11 protein-coding genes are annotated in these 17,250 nt (G+C 69.6%); 1 reads left to right on the forward strand and 10 read right to left on the reverse strand.

What is annotated here, in order from left to right:
• Positions 1-21: 21 nt before the first annotated feature.
• The 4 genes from CKCBHOJB_RS13195 to CKCBHOJB_RS13210 all read right to left on the reverse strand — a co-directional run bounded on the left by CKCBHOJB_RS13195 (position 22) and on the right by CKCBHOJB_RS13210 (position 5,563).
• Complete coding sequence (locus tag CKCBHOJB_RS13195) at positions 22-2,022, reverse strand: sigma-54-dependent Fis family transcriptional regulator (RefSeq protein ID WP_281049131.1); 2,001 nt, start codon at positions 2,020-2,022, stop codon at positions 22-24.
• A 138-nt stretch (positions 2,023-2,160) separates the two neighbouring features.
• The gene (locus CKCBHOJB_RS13200) at positions 2,161-2,541 is read right to left on the reverse strand and encodes a DUF779 domain-containing protein (RefSeq protein WP_281049132.1); all 381 of its coding nucleotides are present in this window, start codon (positions 2,539-2,541) and stop codon (positions 2,161-2,163) included.
• Positions 2,542-2,635: 94 nt separating this feature from the next.
• A complete protein-coding gene (gene adh / locus CKCBHOJB_RS13205) occupies positions 2,636-4,156 on the reverse strand; it encodes an aldehyde dehydrogenase (protein WP_281049133.1) in 1,521 nt (506 codons plus the stop codon).
• A gap of 210 nt (positions 4,157-4,366) precedes the next feature.
• Entirely contained in the window at positions 4,367-5,563 is a 1,197-nt protein-coding gene (locus CKCBHOJB_RS13210) for a porin (RefSeq protein WP_281049134.1), read from the reverse strand.
• A gap of 225 nt (positions 5,564-5,788) precedes the next feature.
• Between CKCBHOJB_RS13210 and CKCBHOJB_RS13215 the strand changes: the two genes are divergently transcribed.
• Entirely contained in the window at positions 5,789-6,697 is a 909-nt protein-coding gene (locus CKCBHOJB_RS13215; RefSeq protein WP_281049135.1) for a 2-dehydropantoate 2-reductase, read from the forward strand.
• A gap of 120 nt (positions 6,698-6,817) precedes the next feature.
• Here CKCBHOJB_RS13215 and gabD read toward each other — a convergent pair whose 3' ends face one another.
• The 6 genes from gabD to CKCBHOJB_RS13245 all read right to left on the reverse strand — a co-directional run bounded on the left by gabD (position 6,818) and on the right by CKCBHOJB_RS13245 (position 17,220).
• Positions 6,818-8,281, reverse strand: coding sequence for an NADP-dependent succinate-semialdehyde dehydrogenase (gabD, locus tag CKCBHOJB_RS13220; protein ID WP_281049136.1), 1,464 nt, complete (start codon positions 8,279-8,281; stop codon positions 6,818-6,820).
• A 115-nt stretch (positions 8,282-8,396) separates the two neighbouring features.
• Positions 8,397-10,559: a copper-translocating P-type ATPase gene (locus CKCBHOJB_RS13225; RefSeq protein ID WP_348634847.1), complete on the reverse strand. Its 2,163-nt coding sequence runs from the start codon at positions 10,557-10,559 to the stop codon at positions 8,397-8,399.
• Between the two features lie 29 nt (positions 10,560-10,588).
• Positions 10,589-13,750 (reverse strand): efflux RND transporter permease subunit, encoded by a 3,162-nt coding sequence (locus CKCBHOJB_RS13230; protein WP_281051689.1) that lies wholly within the window; start codon positions 13,748-13,750, stop codon positions 10,589-10,591.
• Between the two features lie 106 nt (positions 13,751-13,856).
• Positions 13,857-15,425, reverse strand: a complete 1,569-nt coding sequence (locus CKCBHOJB_RS13235) for an efflux RND transporter periplasmic adaptor subunit (RefSeq protein ID WP_281051690.1) — start codon at positions 15,423-15,425, stop codon at positions 13,857-13,859.
• A gap of 14 nt (positions 15,426-15,439) precedes the next feature.
• Entirely contained in the window at positions 15,440-16,747 is a 1,308-nt protein-coding gene (locus CKCBHOJB_RS13240; RefSeq protein ID WP_281049137.1) for a TolC family protein, read from the reverse strand.
• Between the two features lie 131 nt (positions 16,748-16,878).
• Positions 16,879-17,220 carry a copper-binding protein gene (locus CKCBHOJB_RS13245; RefSeq protein ID WP_281051691.1) on the reverse strand — a complete coding sequence of 114 codons (342 nt, stop codon included), beginning with the start codon at positions 17,218-17,220 and terminating at the stop codon, positions 16,879-16,881.
• Positions 17,221-17,250: the final 30 nt, after the last annotated feature.

The following is a 17,250-nucleotide window of genomic DNA, read 5'->3' on the forward strand; positions in this document are numbered from 1 at the left end:
CGCTACCGGCGCCGGGTGGCCTCAGAAATCGCACCCCATCCGCCGATACAACGTATTGCGCGCCACCCCGAGGTGGCGGGCGGCGGCGGAGAGGTTGCCGTCGAAGCGTTCCAGCGCGGCACGGATGGTCGCGTCGTCGATGTCCTTGGGCCGCCGGCCGCGGGCGAGCGCAGCGGTCGGCGCCGCGACCGGCGCGCGGGACGCCGGGCGCTCGACCGGCGCGTCGCCGGCACCGTGCACCACGTCTTCCGGCAAGTGCGCCGGCAGGATGCAGTCCTCGTCCTCGTCGAGCAGCGCGAGCGCCACCTCGAGCACGTTCTGCAGCTGGCGGATGTTGCCCGGCCAGGCGTAGGCCTCGAGGATCGCCATCGTCTCGGGCGCGACGTCGACGCGGGCGGGCTCGGGGTGGTGGCGGCTGCCGTCGAGCAGGCGGCGGACGATCTCGCGCAGATCGCTGCGCTCGCGCAGCGGCGGCAGCTGCGCGGTGAGGCCATTGACGCGGTAGTACAGATCCTCGCGGAACTGGCCAGCCTTGACGCGCTCGCTGAGCATGCGGTGGGTGGCGCACAGCAGCGCGATGTCGACCGCGACCGGCTCGGCGGCGCCCACCGGCTGCACGCAGCGCTCCTGCAGCACGCGCAGCAGGCGCGCCTGCATCGCCAGCGGCATGTCGCCGATCTCGTCGAGGAACAGCGTTCCGCCGTGGGCCTGCTGGATGCGGCCGATGGCGCCTTCCTTGCGCGCGCCGGTGAAGGCGCCGCCGACGTAGCCGAAGAGTTCGGATTCGATCAGGTTCTCGGGAATGGCCGCGCAATTCACCGCGACGAAGGGGCCATCGGCGCGTGGCCCGCTGTTGTGGCAGGCGCGCGCGAGCAGTTCCTTGCCGGAGCCGGACTCGCCCTGGATCAGGATCGGGATGTTGCGGCCGACCACCTTGGCGCAGCGGTCGAGCGCGAGCTGCAGGCCCGCGTCGCCGGTGGCGAGCGTCTCCAGCGTGACCCGGCTGCGTGCCGAACGCGACGGGTCGGGCGCACGCAGCGCGCGCGCGCCTCCGCCCGCCTGCGCCGCCTGCAGGCCGACGTGCCAGGCCAGGCTGACCCGCACGCGCGCATACACGGTCGCGCCGGAGCGCAGCTCCAGTGCCATCAGCGCCCCCGGATCGCGCCCGGCGCGGCTGATCACGGTGCCGAAGCCGTTGCGGAACAGGTTGCCGAAGCTGCCCAGCCCCAGGCTGCGCCCGGCCTCGATGCCGAGCAGCGCGCGCGCCTGGCGGTCGGCGGCGACGATCTCGCCATCGGCATCGACCGCGAGCAGGCCTTCCTGCAGCCCGCCCACGCCTTCGGGGCGCGGATGGAAGGCGAACAGCGCGTGGCGCGCGTATTCGCTCTCGAACATGCGGCGCTCGACCAGGCGCACGCCCATGCGCGCCAGCCCGAGCGTGTGCGGCTGGTACTGGCGGTGGTCGCCGGAGATGTCGAGCGCGCCGAGCAACTCGCCGCGACAGTCGAGGATGGGCGCGGCGCTGCAGGTGAGCACGCCGTTGCAGTCGAGGAAATGCTCCGCGCCGAAGACCTCGACCGGCGCGCGCTCGATCAGCGTGGCGCCGATGGCGTTGGTGCCGCGCTGGCATTCGCTCCAGCTCGCGCCCGGCTGCAGGGCGACGCGGCTGGCGCGGTCGACGAAGGCCGGGTCGCCGATGCCGTGCAGGATCAGGCCGCTGGCGTCGGCGAGCAGGACCATGCTGCCCGAGGCGCGGATCTGCTCGTAGAGATGCTCCATGACGCCGCCGGCGTGATTGAGCAGCGCTGCGTTGCGCTCGCGCGCCACCATCAGGTCGCCGCGCGTGGTGTTGGAAGGCCGGCCACGCTCGGTGTTCTCCATCCCCAGGCGCTGGCAGCGTTGCCAGGAGCGCAATACCGACGCGGGCAGGCCCGCATCGGGCAACTGCCCGTTGTCGAAGAACTGCCGCCGCAGCGCTTCGATCGCCGACGTGTGCTCGGCCCGGATCGGGGTCTGGCTCATCGTGTCGTCTCCTTCGTCGCCCGGATTGCGCCACGGTAGCACGTCCGGTTTCTGCAACACGAAAAAGCAAGATGAATGCCATCCACTCCAATCGATTCACTCCCGCCTACGGATTACCGATGCAGGCATTGTCGATCGCTATCGCCCCAGCCGCGTGTCCTCGGCCTGCAGGTCGGCGAACTCCGCGTCGGTGAACAGCCGCGAGCGGGTGTGGAAGGCCTTGCCGGTGTTGCCCTCGAGCGAGAAGGTGCCGCCGTGGCCGTCGACGACGTCGATGATCAGCTGCGTGTGCTTCCAGTACTCGTACTGCGAGGCGCTGATGTAGAAGGGCACGCCGCCGATGTCACCGAGGTGCACGTCGTGGGGGCCGATGGTCAGGTCGGTGGGCAGGTAGCAGTTGGCGGCGCTGTTGTCGCAGCAGCCACCGGACTGGTGGAACATCAGCGCCGGACCGTACTCGGCCTTGAGCTGTTCGATCAGGGCCAGGGCGGCCGCCGTGGCGATCACGCGTTCGATCATGCTCGTCTCCTCGGCAATTCAAAAAAACGGGGGCGGTCGCCCGCCCCCGGCAAGTACCCCGATCAATCGGGAGTGGGGAGAGAACGGAAGTCGATCAGAAGAAGCCCAGCTTGTTCTCGCTGTAGCTCACCAGCAGGTTCTTGGTCTGCTGGTAGTGGTCGAGCATGACCTTGTGCGTCTCGCGGCCGATGCCCGACTCCTTGTAGCCGCCGAAGGCCGCGTGCGCCGGGTAGGCGTGGTAGCAGTTGGTCCACACGCGACCGGCCTGGATGGCGCGGCCCATGCGGTAGGCGACGTTGCCGTTGCGGCTCCACACGCCGGCGCCCAGGCCGTACAGGGTGTCGTTGGCGATCGACAGGGCCTCGGCCTCGTCCTTGAAGGTCGTCACCGCGAGCACCGGCCCGAAGATCTCCTCCTGGAAGATGCGCATCTTGTTGTGGCCCTTGAACAGCGTCGGCTGTATGTAGTAGCCGTCGGCCAGGTCGCCGCCGAGCTGGGCGCGCGCACCGCCGATCAGCACCTGGGCACCCTCTTCCTTGCCCAGCTGCAGGTAGGACTGGATCTTGCTCATCTGTTCAGAAGAGGCCTGCGCGCCCATCATGGTGTCGGTGTCGAGCGGGCTGCCCTGCTTGATCGCGGCCACGCGCTCGAGTGCGCGCTCCATGAAGCGGTCGTAGATCGACTCCTGGATCAGCGCGCGGCTCGGGCAGGTGCACACCTCGCCCTGGTTGAAGGCGAACAGCACCAGGCCCTCGATCGCCTTGTCGAGAAAGGCGTCGTCCTTGTCCATGACGTCGGCGAAGAAGATGTTGGGCGACTTGCCGCCCAGCTCCAGCGTGGCCGGGATCAGGTTGTTGGCGGCGGCCTGGGCGATCACGCGGCCGGTCGAGGTGGAGCCGGTGAAGGCGATCTTGGCGATGCGCTTGCTGGTGGCGAGCGGCATCCCGGCCTCGCGGCCGTAGCCGTTGACGATGTTGAGCACGCCCGGCGGCAGCAGGTCGGCGATCAGCTCCATCAGCACCAGGATCGAGATCGGGGTCGACTCGGCCGGCTTGAGCACCACGCAGTTGCCCGCGCCCAGCGCAGGCGCCAGCTTCCAGGCGGCCATCAGGATCGGGAAGTTCCACGGGATGATCTGGCCGACCACGCCCAGCGGCTCGTGGATGTGGTAGGCCATGGTGTTCTCGTCGATTTCCGAGATGCCGCCTTCCTGCGAGCGCAGGCAGCCGGCGAAGTAGCGGAAGTGGTCGACGGCGAGCGGGATGTCGGCGTTGAGCGTCTCGCGGATCGGCTTGCCGTTATCGACGGTCTCGGCGTAGGCGAGCAGCTCGAGGTTGGCCTCGAGGCGGTCGGCGATCTTGAGCAGGACATTGGAACGGGTGGTGGCGTCGGCCTTGCCCCACTTGGGGAAGGCGGCGTGCGCGGCGTCCAGCGCGAGCTCGATGTCCTCGGCGGTGGAGCGTGCGGCCTGGGTGTACTTGCAGCCGGTGATCGGCGTGATCACGTCGAAATACTGCCCCTTGACGGGGGCCACCCACTTGCCGCCGATGAAGTTGTCGTAGCGGGTCTTGAACTGGACCTTGGCATCGGCCTGGCCGGGCAGTGCATACAGCATGGTGTCGTCTCCTCGATCTTTACGGTGTGCGGGCGGGTCGCCACGGACTTCCCTCAGCAGGCCCCGTGCCAGCTTTGAAAGTCCTTGTTTTTCCGCCACTCGAGCGGGTCATCAGGTACCCGCGACGTTCATGGAACAGGGTCTGAACTGCCCGGGCTGCTCCAGTCGCTCCATAACTCAGGGGATTTATGGAGCAACCCGGGCAGGGGCTCAGAAGAACAGGATGCCGCCGACGGAAATCGTCCGCGTCTCGAGGTCGCCGGGGAACAGGTCGGCGCCCTCGCCCTTCTCCTGGTTGTACTCGCCGACCAGGGTGATGTACTTGTTCAGGCTGTGATAGACGCCGGCGGTCGCCGAGCGGAACTTGTTGGTGTCGGTGAGCAGGCCGCCGCGGTCGCGGTTCTCGCCGTAGTTGAGGCCGAACTTGGTCTTGCCGACCGTATAGGTGCCCTGCACGAAGTAGCCCTTGCCGTCGTTCTTGCCGAAGGGCGAGTAGAACAGCGCGCCGACCGTCGACAGGCCCAGCCCGCTGGCGTCGAAGCCGTAGGCCACCGCCTCGAAGGCGCCGATGCCGACCTTGGCGCCGAGCTCGAAGCCGGTGGCGTTGAAGCTGCCGGCGCCGCTGGTGCGCTGGTGGATCCCGCCCGCCCACAGCGAGCCCTTGGCCGAGCCGGCCTCCCAGTCGTAGTTGGCCATGGCCTGGAAGCCGGGGTTCTTGGTCTCGTCGCCGGCGAACTTGTTGGGGTCGAAGATGCCCGCCGAGGCCGAGAAGCCGCCGAGCGCCGGCGTGGTGTAGGTGATCTGGGGCTGGAAGCCGGTGTACATGTAGCCGTGGCCGATCATGCCGAAGGTGGTGTTGAACGGCGTCGAGGCGTAGCTGTTTCCGCCGAGGCCGAGGAGCGTCATGTCGGCCAGGATGATCTTCTGCCCGAACAGGCCGATGTCGCGGCCGAGCTTGACCGTGCCCCACTCCTGCTTGCCGAACTGGAAGTAGAGGTTGCGGGTGTCGATCTGGGTGAAGGGGCTGTCGCAGCCGGTCGAACCACCACAGCTCGGATCGCTCGGCAGGCCGACCACGTCCGACTTGTCGTTGATGCCGGGGGCGAAGCCGACGTGGGCCTTGATGTCGAGGCCCTCGACCTTGGTCGTGAACACGAAGTTGATCCAGCCCGGCAGCAGGCCGTTGGTCAGCGCGGAGTCGGTGGTCTTCGTGCTGCCACGCTCTTCCGTGCGATGCGAGTAGAAGCCGTTGACGGTGCCGTTGATGTCGAGCGTGGCATCGCCCTGGGAAAAGCTGATCGCCTGCGCGGGTGCGGCGGCGATCGCGAGCGCCGCGGCGACGCTGGTGCACAGCAGGCTGCGAACCGGCAGCCGGGAGGCGGTCTTGCGGGGATTGGTCGGGTTCATGGGAATCTCCTCGATTGGTCGTGTTGTCCTTGGCTCCTCCGACCCGACTGCGTCGCAGCCGGGCTGGAGGCGGCCATCGCAAACCCTGTGCCATTCTCGGAAAAACCCCGCAAAATGCGGCCTGCAGCGCGAATCGGACGGGATCGGGTGCTCAACATGCTCCACAAGCCGCCTGCCCGCCGTGATCCGTAACGATGCTGATGGAGCAACAGGAGACCGCCGCCGATGAACCCGCCCGACCACCCCCACCCAGCCCGCTACCCGCTCGCGATCATCGGCGCCGGCGCGCTCGGCCTGCATTTCGCCGCACGCCTGGCCGTGGTGATGCCGGTCGCGCTGATCGCGCGCGACGAGGCGCGCGCCACACGCCTGCGCAACGGAGTGACGGTCGGAGATCGCTCGTTCGCGGCCGATGCCTTCGCCGCCGACGCGCCGCCGGCAGCGGACTGGGTGATCGTGCTGGTGAAGGCGGGCGACACCGCGGCAGCGGCGGCGATTGCCGAGCGCATGCAGCCCCTCGGGGTGCTGTCGCTACAGAACGGCCTCACCGGCGACCTGCTGCGCGCGCACTGCCGGGCGCCGCGCGTGGACCAGGGCATCACCACCGAGGGCGCCTACCGGGAAGGCACGGCCGAGGGCGGGCGGGTGCAGCCCTCAGGCGCGGGAGAGACCTTGCTACCGCCCGGCTTCGAGCCGGTGGCCGAAATGCTGATGCGTGCCGGCCTGCACGCGCGGGTCGAGCCCGACATCGCGCGCGCGCGGCTGGCGAAGCTGCTGGTGAACGTGGCCATCAACCCGCTGGCGGCGCTGCACCGGGTGCGCAATGGCGCCCTGCTCGAGCCCCCCTACCGCGATGCGCTGGACGCCCTGGTGCGCGAGGCCTGGCCGGTGCTGCATGCCGAGGGTCTGGCGCTGGACGAGCCGGCCGCACTCGCCCGCGTGCACGCGGTCGCCCAGGCGACGGCGACGAACCGCGCCAGCATGCTGCAGGACGTGCTTGCCGGCCGCCGCACCGAGATCGATGCCATCACCGGCGCGCTGCTGCGCATGGCCGCGCGCCACGGCCTCGCGGTGCCTGCGCACGAAGCGCTGTACCACGCAGTCAAGGCGCTGGAGCCAGGCACCGGGCGTTGAGCAGCCGACTGTGGCAGCCCGAGCAGCCGACCGTGGGAGCGGCGGAAGCCGCGATCGTCCATAGCAGCCGCAGCCGAACAGCCTTCTTTCGCGGCTGCTGCTCCCACCCCGCCCGACCGCTCAGCGGATCCCGCCCATGCACAGGTACTTGATCTCGACGAAATCGTCGATGCCGTACTTCGAGCCCTCGCGGCCGATGCCGGAGGCCTTGACGCCGCCGAAGGGCGCGACTTCGGTAGAGATGATGCCCTCGTTGATGCCGACGATGCCGTACTCCAGCCCCTCCGCGACGCGCCACACGCGGGCGATGTCGCGCGCGTAGAAGTAGGCGGCCAGGCCGAACTCGGTGTCGTTGGCCATCTGCACCGCTTCCTCCTCGGTGTGGAAGCGGAACAGCGGCGCCACCGGGCCGAAGATCTCCTCGCGCGCCAGGCGCATCTGCGGGGTCACCCCGGTGAGGATGGTGGGCTCGAAGAAGGTGCCGCCCAGCGCATGGCGCTTGCCGCCGCAGGCGACCTGGGCGCCCTTGAGCACCGCATCGCCGACCAGCTCCTCGACCTTGGCCACCGCGTCCTCGTTGATCAGCGGGCCCTGCTGCACCTCGCCCGACAGGCCGGGGCCGACCTCGAGCCTGGCCACCGCCTCGGCCAGCTTCGCCGCGAAGGCGTCGTAGATGCCGTCCTGCACCAGCAGGCGGTTGGCGCACACGCAGGTCTGGCCGGCGTTGCGGTACTTGGAAGCCATCGCGCCGGCCACCGCGGCGTCGAGGTCGGCATCGTCGAAGACGATGAAGGGCGCGTTGCCGCCGAGCTCGAGCGCGACCTTCTTGACCGTGCCCGCGCACTGCGCCATCAGCAGCTTGCCGACCGCGGTCGAGCCGGTGAAGGACAGCTTGCGCACCACCGGGTTTGCGGTGAGCTCGCCGCCGACCTCGGCCGTGCGATTGGTGGTGACGACATTGAGCACGCCGCGCGGCACGCCCGCACGCTCGGCCAGCTCGACGAGCGCGAGCGCGCTCAGCGGCGTGTCCTCGGCGGGCTTGATGACCATCGTGCACCCGGCGGCCAGCGCCGGACCGGCCTTGCGCGTGATCATCGCGTTGGGGAAGTTCCACGGCGTGATCGCCGCCACCACGCCGATCGGCTGCTTGACGACGACGATGCGCTTGTCCGCACCATGCGCAGGGATCACGTCGCCGTAGATGCGCTTGCCCTCCTCCGCGAACCACTCGATGAAGGACGCGCCATAGGCGACCTCGCCGCGCGCCTCGGCCAGCGGCTTGCCCTGCTCGGCCGTCATCAGCACCGCGAGATCCTCCTGGTTCGCCATGATCAGCTCGAACCAGCGCCGCAGGACGACGGCGCGCTCCTTGGCGGTGCGCGCGCGCCAGCCCGGCAGCGCCGCCTCGGCGGCAGCGATGGCGCGCCGGGTCTCGGCGGCGCCCATGTCGGGCACCTGCGCGATCACGCTGCCGTCGGCCGGGTTGCGGACCTCGAAGCGCGCCCCGGACTCGGCGTCCGCCCATTGTCCGTCGATGTAGGCCTGCGTGCGCAGCAGCGCGCTGTCCCTCAATTGCATGCTCATGTTCTCTCCCGTGGCAGGTTCGACGTCGGCCGCCCGCCCGTAGAGGCTTGAAGACGGCCTGAAGACGCGCATGGTAACGCGTCGGCAGCACGGCTCCCACCGCCTGTCCGGCCGACTACCCGTGCGAACGGAAGTAGTCGTCGACGCTTGCCCGTCCGAGGCGCAAGGCATTGCCCACCACGGACGCCGAGCTGAAGCTCATCGCCAGGGCGGCGATCAGGGGCGACAACAACAGGCCGAACGCGGGATAGAGCACCCCGGCCGCGATCGGGACGCCCGCAGCGTTGTACAGGAAGGCGAACACGAGGTTCTGGTGCATGTTGCGCACGGTGGCCACGGAGATGCTGCGCGCGGTGGCGATGCCGCGCAGATCGCCCTTGACCAGGGTCACGTGGGCGCTGTTCATCGCGACGTCGGTCCCCGTGCCCATCGCGATACCCACATTCGCGCGCGCGAGCGCCGGGGCGTCGTTGATGCCGTCGCCGGCCATGGCGACGATGTGCCCCTCGGCCTGCAGTTTGCCGACGAGCTCATTCTTGTCGGCGGGCTTCACTTCGCCATAGACCTCGTCGATGCCCAGGCGGGCGCCGACCGCGCGCGCCGTGGTGAGGCCGTCGCCCGTGGCCATGATGATCCTGAGCCCGCTCGCCCGCAGCGCATCGAGCGCTTCCAGGGTCGAGGCCTTGATCGGATCGGCGACGGCGATCAGGCCAAGGAGGACGCCGTCGGCCGCGAGGTACATCACGCTCGCGCCCTCCAGGCGCAGGGACTCGGCACGGTCGGCGAGCCCGCGCCAGACGATGCGCTCATCGTCCATCAGGGCGGTGTTGCCCAGAACCACGCGACGGCCGTCGACGCTGCCGCGCACGCCGATCCCGGACGAGGACTCGAAGCTCTCCGGGGCGCCGAGCGCGAGTCCGCGCGCGCGGGCCTCGCTCACGATGGCCTGGGCGAGTGGGTGCTCGCTACCCTGATCGAGACTGGCTGCGATGCGAAGCACGTCGGCCTCCGTCCCGCCCGGGGCCGCCACCACACTGTGGAAGGCAGGGCGTCCCTCGGTCAGGGTGCCGGTCTTGTCGACTATCAGGGTGTCGACCTTGCGCAGCGATTCGATCGCCGCCGCATCGCGGAACAGCACGCCCTGGGTGGCGGCCTTTCCGGTCGAGACCATCACGGACATTGGCGTGGCCAGGCCGAGCGCGCAGGGGCAGGCGATGATCAGCACCGCCACCGCGTTGATGAGGCCGTAGGCCCAGCTCGGCTGGGGCCCGAAGAGCCCCCACACCATGAAAGTCGTGAGGGCGATGAGCACGACGACGATGACGAACCAGCCCGCGACGACATCGGCCAGGCCTTGCATCGGCGCACGCGAACGCTGGGCCTGCGCGACCATCTGCACGATCTGGGAGAGCATGGTCTGTGCGCCGATCTTCTCGGCGACCATGACCAGCGCCCCACTGGTATTGAGCGTCGCGCCGATCACCTTGTCGCCGGGGCGCTTGGTCACCGGGATCGGCTCGCCGGTCAGCATCGATTCATCGACCGCGCTCTCGCCTTCGTCAACGGAACCGTCGACCGGCACCTTTTCACCCGGACGAATGCGCAGCCGGTCGCCAGGATGGACGTGGGTCAGCGGGATGTCCTCTTCGCTGCCATCCGCGCGGATGCGCCGCGCGGTCTTGGGCGCGAGGCCGAGCAGCGCCTTGATCGCGGCGCCGGTCTCCGAGCGCGCCTCGAGCTCCAGCACCTGGCCGAGCAGCGTCAGCGAGATGATCACCGCCGCTGCTTCGAAATACACCGCGACGTGTTCGCCCATGCGGAACGAGGCCGGAAACACCTCCGGCGCAACCGTGGCGACGACGCTGTAAGCATAGGCCGCCCCCGTCCCCAGCCCGATCAGCGTCCACATGTTCGGGCTGCGCTTGCGGATCGACTGCGCGCAGCGCACGAAGAACGGCCAGCCTGACCACAGCACGACCGGTGTCGCCAGGGCCAGCTCGACCCAGGGGCGTGCAGCCCCCAGCATCGGATCGAAGAGCCCGCCGGACATGGCGATCGCGGTGACGATCACCGTCAGCGGCAGCGTCCACCAGAAGCGGCGGCGGAAATCGGCGAGCTCGGGATTGTCCTCATCCTCGAGACCCGGCATCACCGGCTCGAGCGTCATGCCGCACTTCGGGCAGGTGCCAGGCCCGATCTGGCGGACTTCCGGATGCATCGGGCAGGTGTATTCGGTGGCAGATGCCGCATCGCCACCATGCGGATGATCCTGGGTCATGGTGCTTCTCCTCTCCACCTACCGAGGCATCAGGAACTCGACACAGTTGCGACCGTACTCGCTGGCCGGACGTTGCGCCGCAGCTCCCACTGTTTGACGAGCGCATACAGCGCCGGGATCACCGCCAGCGTCAGCACGGTCGAGGACACCATGCCGCCCACCATCGGCGCGGCAATCCGGCTCATCACCTCGGCGCCGGTGCCGGTGCTCCACATGATCGGCAGCAGACCCGCCATGATCGCGACCACGGTCATCATCTTCGGCCGCACGCGCTCCACCGCGCCTTCCATGATCGCCTCGTAGAGATCGGCGACACCCGCCTCGCGGCCTTCGGCCTGCCTGCGCTCACGAACCTCCTTCCATGCATGATCGAGGTAGATCAGCATGATCACGCCGGTCTCCGCCGCCACGCCGGCGAGGGCGATAAAGCCCACCGCCACCGCCACGCTCATCTGGTAGCCCAGCCACCACATCAGCCACACCCCACCGACCAGCGCGAAAGGCACCGACAGCATCACGATCAGCGTCTCGGTCAGCCGCCGGAAGTTGAGGTACAGCAGCACGAAGATCAGCGCCAGCGTCACCGGCACCACGATCTTCATCTTCTCCTTGGCGCGCTCCATGTTCTCGAACTGGCCGCTCCAGGTGGCGTAGTAGCCCTGCGGGAATTCGACTTCCTCCGCCACCGCCTGCTGCGCGCGCTTGACGAAGGCGCCGAGGTCGGCCTCGCGCGTGTCGACATACACGTAGGCCGCCAGCAGCGCGTTCTCGGTGCGGATGGCGGGCGCGCCGCGCGTCAGCTTGACCTCGGCCACCTGGCCGAGCGGGATCGGACCATTCACGGTCGGCACGTACACATCGGAGGCGAGCCGCGCCGGGTCGTCGCGCAGGCCACGCGCGTAGCGCACCGACACGCCGTAGCGCTCCAGGCCCTCGACCGTGGTCGTCACCATCTCGCCGCCGAGCCCGGTGGCGATCACGTCCTGCACCATGTCGATGGTGAGCCCGTAGCGCGCGAGCTGGTCGCGGCGCGGCACGATGTCCACGTAGTAGCCGCCGGCCACGCGCTCGGCGTAGGCGCTGCTCGCGCCCGGCACCTTGCGCACGGCGGCTTCCACCGCCTGCGCTACCTTCTCCAGCGTCTCCAGATCCGTGCCGAACACCTTGACCCCCACCGGGGTGCGGATGCCGGTGCTGAGCATGTCGATGCGCGCCTTGATCGGCATGGTCCACGAGTTGGCCAGGCCGGGGAACTTGAGCGCGGCGTCCATCTCGGCGATCAGCTTGTCGGTGGTCATGCCGGGGCGCCACTCGTCCTGCGGCTTGAGGTTGATCACCGTCTCGAACATTTCCAGCGGCGCCGGATCGGTCGCGGTGTTGGCGCGGCCAGCCTTGCCGTAGACCGATTCCACCTCGGGGAAGGTCTTGATGATGCGGTTGGTGGTGGCGAGCAGGCGCCCCGCCTCGGTCACCGACATGCCCGGCAGCGCCGCCGGCATGTAGAACAGCGTGCCCTCGTTCAGGGTCGGCATGAACTCGGAGCCGAGCTGGCGTGCGGGGACGATGGTCGCGGCCATCGCCAGTACCGCCAGCACCAAGGTGACGAGCTTGAAGCGCAGCACGCCCTTGATGATCGGCCGGTACAGCCAGATCAGCAGCCGGTTCACCGGGTTCCTGGCCTCGGGCAGGATGCGTCCGCGCACGAAGAACAGCATCAGCACCGGCACCAGCGTCACCGACAGCAGCGCGGCGCCGGCCATGGCGAAGGTCTTGGTGAAGGCGAGCGGCGAGAACAGCCGGCCCTCCTGGCCTTCGAGCGCGAACACCGGCAGGAAGGACACGGTGATGATCAGCAGCGAGAAGAACAGCGCCGGGCCGACCTCCTTGCACGCGAGCACGATCGCGGCGCCGCGCTGCTGCTGGGTCGCGCCATGTGGCAGGCGCTCGATGTGCTTGTGCGCATTTTCGATCATCACGATCGCTGCATCCACCATCGCCCCGATCGCGATCGCGATGCCGCCCAGGCTCATGATGTTGGAGCCGAGGCCGAGCGAGCGCATGGCGATGAAGGCGAACAGGATGCCGAGCGGCAGCGTGATGATCGCCACCAGCGCGCTGCGCACGTGGAGCAGGAAAACGATGCACACGGCGGCGACGATCAGGCTCTCCTCGAGCAGCGTCCATTTGAGGTTGCCGATGGCGCGCTCGATCAGTTCCGAGCGGTCATAGACCGGCACGATCTCGGCGCCCGCCGGCAGCCCGGGGGTGATCTCGGCGATCTTGGCCTTGACGTTGGCGATCACGTCGAGCGCGTTCTGGCCGAAGCGCGCCATGACGATGCCCGAGGCGACCTCGCCCTCGCCGTTCAGCTCGGCGATGCCGCGGCGCTCGGCGGGCACCAGCTCGACGCGGGCGACGTCGCCCACGCGCACCGGCGTGCCGCGCTCGGCCTTCAACACGATGTCGGCGATGTCCCGCACGCTTTGCAGGTAACCCCGGCCGCGCACCATGTATTCCTTCTCGGCGAGTTCCACCACCCGCCCGCCGACGTCGCGGTTGGAGGCGCGGATCGCCTGCGTGACCTGGTCGAGCGTGATGCCGTAGCCCGCGAGGCGCAGCGGATCGACGGTGACCTGGTACTCGCGCACGAAGCCGCCGATGCTGGCGACCTCGGACACGCCCTGGGCCTTGGTGAGCTGGTAGCGCACGTACCAGTCCTGCAGGCTGCGGGTGTCGGCCAGGCTCATGTCGCGGCCCACTACCGCGTACTGGTACACCCAGCCCACGCCGGTCGCGTCCGGCCCGATCTGCGGCGCCACGCCCTGCGGCAGCCGGCTCGCCGCGGTGCTCAGGTATTCCAGCACGCGCGAGCGCGCCCAGTAGATGTCGGTGCCGTCCTCGAAGATTACATACACATAGGACGCGCCGAACATCGAGAAGCCGCGCACCACCTTCGCGCGCGGCACCGCCAGCATCGAGGTGGTGAGCGGATAGGTGACCTGGTCCTCCACCACCTGCGGCGCCTGGCCGGGGTAGTCGGTGTAGACGATGACCTGCACGTCGGACAGGTCGGGCAGCGCGTCGAGCGGGGTGTGCTTGACCGCGTAGAGGCCGCAGCCGATCAGGAACAGCGTGGCCAGCAGCACCAGGAAGACGTTGCGCGCCGACCAGTCGATGACGCGGTCGAGCAGGCCTGCGGACGTGCCCGCGGACGACACAAGCGCGGGTGCGGGGATGGCGGTCGGGCTTGCCGCGGCGGCGCCCTCGGCGGCCGGATGGCTCACGGGAGGCTGCATCTCAGTGCCCCCGGTGATCGTCGCCGGCGCCGCGGGTGCCTGCCCCACCCTCGCCCGCCTCGAGCGTCCCGCCTTGCAGCGGCTCGATGCCGGTGACGATGTACTCGCCCGGCTCGCCGGCCTTGAAAGCGAAGCGCACCGGCGTGCCAGGCGGGATGTCCTTCACCAGCGCCAGGTCGGAGATCATGAAGTCCATGGTCATCGCCGGCCAGCTCAGCACCGGGATCTCGCCGTGGGTCAGGGTCAGGATGCCGGCCGCGGCGTCGATGGCCTCCAGCGTGCCGTCGGTCTGGTAGCTCGGGGCGCCGGCCTGCTCGGTGCCATCGGCTTCCATCAGATTCGACAGCGCCGCCTTGAGCTGGCTCTCCGAGTCGATCAGGAAGTTGGCGGAGACCACCACGCGATCGCCCGCCTCGACGCCTTCGAGCACCTCGACCATGTCGCGGCCGCGCTCGCCCAGCTTCACCGGCTGAGGCTTGAAGCGTCCCTCGCCGAGGGCGCGCAGCACGACCCGACGCTCGCCGTCGTCGATGATGGCCGAGGTCGGCACCACCGTCTTCGGGGTGGTGTCGCCGGCAGCGAGCGCGACCTGGGCGAACATGCCGGGGCGCAACAGGCCCGCCGGGTTATCCAGTTCCAGCCGCACGCGGGTGCTGCGCGTCGCGGCGTCCAGCGTCGGATAAAGGTAGCCGACCCGCGCCGCGAAGCTGCGACCGGGATAGGCCTCGAGCGTGACCTGGGCGCCCTGCCCCACCTGCACGCGGGCGAGGTCCTGTTCGTAGACGTCGGCGATGATCCACACCTTGGACAGGTCGGCGATGCGGAACAGCGGGTCGCCCGGCATGAAGCGCCCGCCCTCGATGGCCTCCTTCTCCAGCACGACGCCGCTCACCGGGGCGTGGAAGACCTGGCGTGCGCCGGCCTGGCCGGCGACCTGCAGGTTGCGCAGGCGCGCGCGCGTCGCTTCGGCGAGACGCCGGGCGGATTCGCTCGCGACCGGGTCCTGGGCGGCACTCTGGCTGGCCAGGCGCTCGGCGATGCGCAATTCCTCGCCGGTGGATTGCAGCTCGGGACTGTAGGCGGTGAACAGCGGCTGCCCCTTCTTCACCGGATCGCCGATCGCATTCACGTGCAGGCGCTCGATCCAGCCCTCGAAGCGCGGCGCGACCACGACCTGGGTGCGCTCGTCGATCTCGATGCGGCCGCTCGCACGCACGGTCGAATCCACCGCGCGCAGCTCGACTTCGGCGGTCCTGACGCCCAGCGTCTGGATACGCGCGGGGCTGACGACCACTGCGCCGCTGTCGTCCGGCTTGTCGTCGGCATAGACCGGGATGTAGTCCATGCCCATCGAGTCCTTCTTCGGCACCGGCGAGGTATCGGGCAGGCCCATCGGGTTGCGGTAGTAGAGGATCTTGCGCTCCCCTTCCGCCGCGGGCGTCGCAGGAGGCGCGGTCGGCACGGCGTCAGCTGCGCCGACCTGCGCGGCGGGCGCCGCCCCGTGTTGCACCTGCGCGAACCAGTAGCCCGCGGCCGCAGCGATCGCCACGGCTGCAGCGATCGTCGTCATCCGGACGGCAGCGCTCACTTGAATTCCCCTGTCAATTTCCTGATCTCCGTGAGCGCCAACCGGGTCTCGAGCTCGGTCTGGAGTTGGCGCATGCGGATGTCGATGAGCTGGCGCTCGGCCTCGATGACGCTGTCGAAATCGACCGTGCCGCTGGCGAGCGCGGCCCGGCTGGCATCGCGCGTGGCCTGCGCCTGCGGCAGCAGCGTGTGCGCGAGCAGGCGCAAGGTCTCGCGCCCCTGCGCATACATCGACCAGGCGATACCCAGCTCGCCGGAAGCGCGAGCCCTGGCGTCCTCGCGCCGGGCCTCGGCCGCCAGCAGCATGTATTCGGCTTCGCGCTCCCTGGCGCGGCGGCTGGACTGCTGCAGCGGGATCATCACCTCGAACATCACGTCCCACGATGACTTGCCTTCATCGGGGCGGTTGTTGGTCACGCCGACGGCGAAGTCCGGCAGGCGGTCCCGGTAGGTGCGCTCGCGCTCGGCGCGGGCGACGTCGATGCCGTTGGCGGCGACCTGAACCTCCGGGTTGGCGCTGGCCGCCGCCTCGAACAGGCTGCCCGGCCTCAGCCCCTCGGGCAGGGGCGGCGGTTCGGCGGGCGCGGCGAGGGGCGCATCGTGGGGCCGGCGGAGCAGGCCGTTGAGCCCGGTCGCAAGGCCCTTGCGGCGCTGCTCGATCTCGACCAGCGCCAGGCGCTGCGCGGTGATCTCGCGCTGCATGCGCAGCACCGCCTGCTGCGGCAGCAGGCCGAGCTCGTAACGGGCGAGGCTGAGTTCCTCCAGCCCCTGCAGCAGGGTCAGCGCCTCGCGGTTGAGGACGCGCTCGCGGTCGGCCGCGTAGTAGCGCAGCCACAGCGCCTCGATCTTCGCCGCGAGCTCGGCCCAGGCGGCGTCGCGCGTCGCATCGGCCTGGGTGGCCTGGGCCTCGGCGGCCTTCACCGCCAGCTCGCGCTTGCCCCAGCCGGGCAGCGGCTGGGTGATGCGGTAGCGGGTCTCGCCCACCTGGCCGGGCAGCAGCGAGGCCGAGCGCCCGTTCATGGTGTTGGTGGCGTCCATCAGCTCGACCTCGAAGCTCGGGTCGGGTAGCGCGCCGGCCGGGGTCACGCGCTCCCGCGCTGCGGACGCTTCCGCACGGGCAGCGGCAAATCCGGGGTTGCTCTGGCGCGCATGCTCGATCAGCGCCTGGGCGGTCGAACCGAGCACCGGATCATCGGGCGAGCCCTGGCCCCAAGCGCTGCCGCCTGCCAGCGTGAGTGCAAGCGCCAGGGCAAGCGCGGCGGTTCGTGGCACGCGGCAGGCTGCAACGGCGAACGGGGATTTCATGGAGACGGGTTTCCGGCTTGCGATCGGGGTATGGTCGGACGACTCGGCGCACGCGCTCCCCTCACCCGCCCGGGCAGACGCGCGCCCGGGCGATGTTCACAGCGGAACACGTTGCGCCCGTGGGCGAAAGCTCACCGGGCGGGTTCGATCGCCGTGACCGTCAGGGCGCCACCGGCGCGCTCGACCGCGAAGCGGATCTTGTCGCCGACCTTGACCTGATCGAGCAGGCCCGGCTCGACAGCGCGGAAGACCATGGTCATCGGCGGCATGTTGAGCGACTCGAGCGGGCCGTGGGCGATGGTGAGCTTGCCCGCCGACTTGTCGATCTTCTTGACCGTGCCTTCGGCCAGCGGGGCCTCGGCCGCAGCGCTCGCGCCGCCGTGGTGGGCGTCGTGCTCGGTCTGCGCGAGCGCAAGCGGCGCGCCGCCGCCGAGCACGGCCAGGAGTGCGGTGGTGACCAGGGTCCTCTTCATCATGTGTTTCTCCAGGGGTTGGGGTTTCCG

The sequence above is a fragment of the Thauera sp. GDN1 genome (assembly GCF_029223545.1).
Lineage (GTDB): Bacteria > Pseudomonadota > Gammaproteobacteria > Burkholderiales > Rhodocyclaceae > Thauera.